Below are 3805 nucleotides of genomic sequence, written 5' to 3'. Positions count from 1 at the left end.
TGAGAAGTTTCTGTTTCATTTATTATTACTAAGTTTTCTCCTTTAAAATAATTTATATAGTAAGCAGCTGGATAAACAGTAAGACTTGTTCCTACTATTATTAAAGTATCAGCTTTTTTTATCTCTTCTATTGCTAAGTCTGTTACAGTTTCATCCAACATCTCTCCATAAAGAGTTACATTAGGTCTTACAACTCCTCCACATTGGCATTCAAAACTTTTTCTATCTCTTTTTCCACATTTTAGACAATACCAATCTTTTAAAGTTCCATGAAGTTCTAAAACTTTTTTGCTTCCCCCCTCTTGGTGAAGATTATCTATATTTTGAGTTATTACAGATTTTACCTTTCCCATTTTTTCAAGTTCAGCAATAGCTCTATGTCCTGCATTTGGTTTTACATTATCAATTGATAATTTTTCCTTTAAATACTTATCAAAAATATCTCTATGAGCAAAAAAGAAATCGTGGCTTAATATCTCCTCTGGCTCATATCCCATATATTTTCTATCATTGTAAAGCCCTGTCTTACCACGAAAATCTCTAAGCCCCGAATCTGTTGAAGCTCCAGCTCCTGTGAAAAAAACTATATATTGACTATCTTTTATAATTTCAGCTAATTTTTCTATATCTGTCATAATCCATCTCCTTTAAAATAAATTATAATTTATTATACTATATTTAATTGAAATTTTAAATTTTTTAATACTATATTTTTTAAATTTTTAAGAAAATAAAAAGCTATTATAGATCAACTTTTTAATCTACAATAGCTTAATTTTTTTATCTTTTTAATTTAATTTTATAATTTTCCTATTAAATCAATAGTTGGTTTTATTGTATCTTTTCCTGGTTTCCATTTAGCTGGACAAACCTCTCCATTTTCAGCTACGAATTTAGCTGCTTGTAATTTTCTTAAAAGCTCTGATGCATCTCTTCCTATTGCTGTATCATGTACTTCATAAGCAACTATTTTTCTCTCTGGGTTGATTACGAAACTTCCTCTTAGGGCAACTCCCTCTTCTTCAATCATAACTTGGAAATCTCTTGAAAGTCTTCCTGTTGGGTCAGCTAACATTGGGAACTCTATCTTTGCTACTTTTTCTGATATATCGTGCCAAGCTTTGTGAACAAAGTGAGTATCAGTTGAAATAGAATAAACCTCTGCTCCCTCTTTTTTAAATCTTTCATAGTGTTCTGCTAAATCTTCTAGCTCTGTTGGACATACAAAAGTAAAGTCTGCTGGATAGAATACAAATACATTCCATTTTCCATCTAGATCTTTTTCTGTTACTTCTGTGAAATCACCTTTATAATATGCTTTTACTTTAAATTCATTTACTTTCTTTCCAATTAAATTCATATTTTCCTCCTTCATTATTTCGGACTACATATCTAGATTATATAATCTTGGATTTATTTTGTCAATAACTTATATAATTATTTTAAATGTGTAACTATTTTAAACTTTTCTGTATTTTTCCTTGTCAAAAAACAAATTTAAAAATTTTAAGGAGGTAAAAATGAACTTAAGTACTAAAGAAATTTATTTAGCTGGAGGTTGTTTTTGGGGAGTTGAGGCTTTCTTAAAAAAAATCTATGGAGTTATAGACACTAAGGTTGGATATGCCAATGGAAAAACAGAAAATCCTAAATATGAAGAGGTTTGCCATCTCGATACTGGACATGCTGAAACTGTAAAAATTATTTACGATCCAGAAAAATTAGATCTTTCAACTTTACTTCAATATTATTTTAAAATAATTGATCCCACAAGTCTTAATAAACAAGGAAATGACAGAGGAACACAATATAGAACTGGAATATATTATATAGATGAAGAGGATAAAAATATAATAGAGAAAGAATTAGAAAATTTGCAAAAAGAATTTGATGAAAAAATAGTTGTAGAAAATAAAAAGCTTGAAAATTTCTTTTTAGCTGAAGATTATCATCAAGATTATCTAGATAAAAATCCAAATGGATATTGTCATATAAATCTTTCAAGAGCTGATGAGCTTATTATCGGTAAAAATAAATATTCAAAACCAAATGATAAAGAACTTTTAGAAAAATTAAGTGAGGAACAATATAATGTAACTCAAAAATCTTATACTGAAGGACCTTTTACCAATGAATATTGTGATAATTTTGAAGAGGGAATTTATGTAGATATTGCTACTGGTGAACCTCTTTTCCTTTCAAAAGATAAATTTCATTCTGGTTGTGGCTGGCCTAGCTTTTCTAAACCAATAATTAAAAATCTAGTTACTTTCCACGAAGATAAAAGTTTTAATATGAATAGGATTGAAGTTAAAAGTAAGGTTGGAAACTCTCATTTAGGTCATGTATTTGATGATGGACCTATTGAAAAAGGGGGATTAAGATTTTGTATCAATAGTGCCTCTCTAAGATTTATCCCTCTTTCTAAAATGGAAGAAGAAGGATATGGTTATCTGATTCCTTTTGTTAAATAATTTTTCAAACTACTATAATAGAAAAATAGAGGGAAATTTCCCTCTATTTTCAATTATTCAAAATCTACATCACTTTCTGATAATTTTGGAGCTTTTTTATCTTTTTCAGATAGTATTGGGTTTTCTATTCCCCACTCAACATTTATTTCTGGATCATTCCATATAATATTTCTATCAGATTTTGGATCATAGTAATTATCAGCCTTATAAACAAATTCCACATCATCAGTCAAAGTTAAAAATCCATGAGCAAAACCTCTAGGAATTAAAAATTGTTTTTTATTTTCTGCTGAAAGTACACAAGAAACCCATTTTTTATAAGTCTTGGAATTTTTTCTAAGATCCACTGCTACATCAAGAACAGCTCCCTTTACACATCTTACAAGTTTAGCTTGTGCTGACTCCCCTTTTTGAAAATGTAATCCACGAAGAGTTCCCTTTACTGCTGAGAAAGAGTGGTTATCCTGTACAAAATTATAAAACAACCCTAAATCTTCCATCTTCTTTTGAGACCAACTTTCCATAAACCAACCTCTATTATCTCCAAAAACTTGCGGTTCTATTATAAATAAATCTTTTATTCCTGTATCTATTAATTTCATTTTTTCTCCCTAATATTTAATCTTATTATCTGCAACTTTTAAAAGATATTGTCCATAATTTGATTTGCCATATTTTTTAGCAGATTCTAATAGAGTTTCTTTAGTTATCCATTTATTTAAATAAGCTATCTCTTCTAAAGAGGCTATCTGAACTCCTTGTCTTGTTTCTATCACTTTTATAAATTCCCCAGCCTCTGCCAAAGAATCCATAGTTCCTGTGTCAAGCCAAGCATATCCTCTACCCAAAGTAATAACATTTAAACTTCCATCTTCTAAATACATTCTATTTAAGTCAGTTATTTCTAACTCTCCTCTTTCAGATGGCTTTACTTTTTTGGCAAACTCTACAACTCTATTATCATAAAAATATAATCCTGTTACACAATAATTTGATTTAGGATTTTTTGGCTTTTCCTCTATTGAAATAGCTTTTCCCTCTTCATTAAACTCAACTATTCCAAATCTTTCTGGATCATTTACATAATATCCAAAAATTGTAGCTCCTACTTTTTGAGATTCTGCCTCTCTTAAATGTTTCACAAGTCCAGCTCCATAGAAAATATTATCTCCCAATATCATTGCACAAGAATCATTCCCTATAAATTTTTCTCCTATTAAAAAAGCTTGAGCTAATCCATCTGGACTAGGTTGTTCTTCATAACTTAAATTTATTCCATAATTACTTCCATCTCCCAAAAGTCTCTTAAAATTTGGTAAATCCTGTGGAGT

General features: G+C 29.3%; 5 protein-coding genes. 1 reads left to right on the top strand and 4 read right to left on the bottom strand.

What is annotated here, in order from left to right; translation table 11 throughout:
* Positions 1–635 (bottom strand): NAD-dependent protein deacylase (locus Q1J48_RS01030; RefSeq protein WP_300360631.1); only part of this gene is annotated, 635 nt, incomplete at its 3' end.
* Positions 636–799: 164 nt separating this feature from the next.
* The gene (gene ahpC / locus Q1J48_RS01025; RefSeq protein WP_300331568.1) at positions 800–1360 is read right to left on the bottom strand and encodes an alkyl hydroperoxide reductase subunit C; all 561 of its coding nucleotides are present in this window, start codon (positions 1358–1360) and stop codon (positions 800–802) included.
* A 160-nt stretch (positions 1361–1520) separates the two neighbouring features.
* Between ahpC and msrA the strand changes: the two genes are divergently transcribed.
* Complete coding sequence (msrA, locus tag Q1J48_RS01020; RefSeq protein ID WP_300360630.1) at positions 1521–2474, top strand: peptide-methionine (S)-S-oxide reductase MsrA; 954 nt, start codon at positions 1521–1523, stop codon at positions 2472–2474.
* A 53-nt stretch (positions 2475–2527) separates the two neighbouring features.
* On the opposite strand, the gene rfbC is transcribed toward msrA, so the two are convergent.
* Together rfbC and rfbA are read right to left on the bottom strand one after the other, a co-directional pair.
* The gene (gene rfbC, locus Q1J48_RS01015) at positions 2528–3076 is read right to left on the bottom strand and encodes a dTDP-4-dehydrorhamnose 3,5-epimerase (RefSeq protein WP_300360629.1); all 549 of its coding nucleotides are present in this window, start codon (positions 3074–3076) and stop codon (positions 2528–2530) included.
* Positions 3077–3085: 9 nt separating this feature from the next.
* On the bottom strand, positions 3086–3805 hold a 720-nt coding region (gene rfbA / locus Q1J48_RS01010), incomplete at its 5' end, for a glucose-1-phosphate thymidylyltransferase RfbA (protein ID WP_300360628.1).

Source organism: Fusobacterium sp. (genome assembly GCF_029258315.1).
GTDB lineage: Bacteria > Fusobacteriota > Fusobacteriia > Fusobacteriales > Fusobacteriaceae > Fusobacterium_B.
Note: the sequence above shows the minus strand (reverse complement) of the source record. Positions and strands in the feature narration are given on the sequence as shown.

Bases quoted from the DNA above. Each gene is read 5' to 3' on its own strand.
- ahpC (WP_300331568.1), bottom strand. From the start codon at position 1,360: ATGAATTTAATTGGAAAGAAAGTAAATGAATTTAAAGTAAAAGCATAT.
- msrA (WP_300360630.1), top strand. From the start codon at position 1,521: ATGAACTTAAGTACTAAAGAAATTTATTTAGCTGGAGGTTGTTTTTGG.
- rfbC (WP_300360629.1), bottom strand. From the start codon at position 3,076: ATGAAATTAATAGATACAGGAATAAAAGATTTATTTATAATAGAACCG.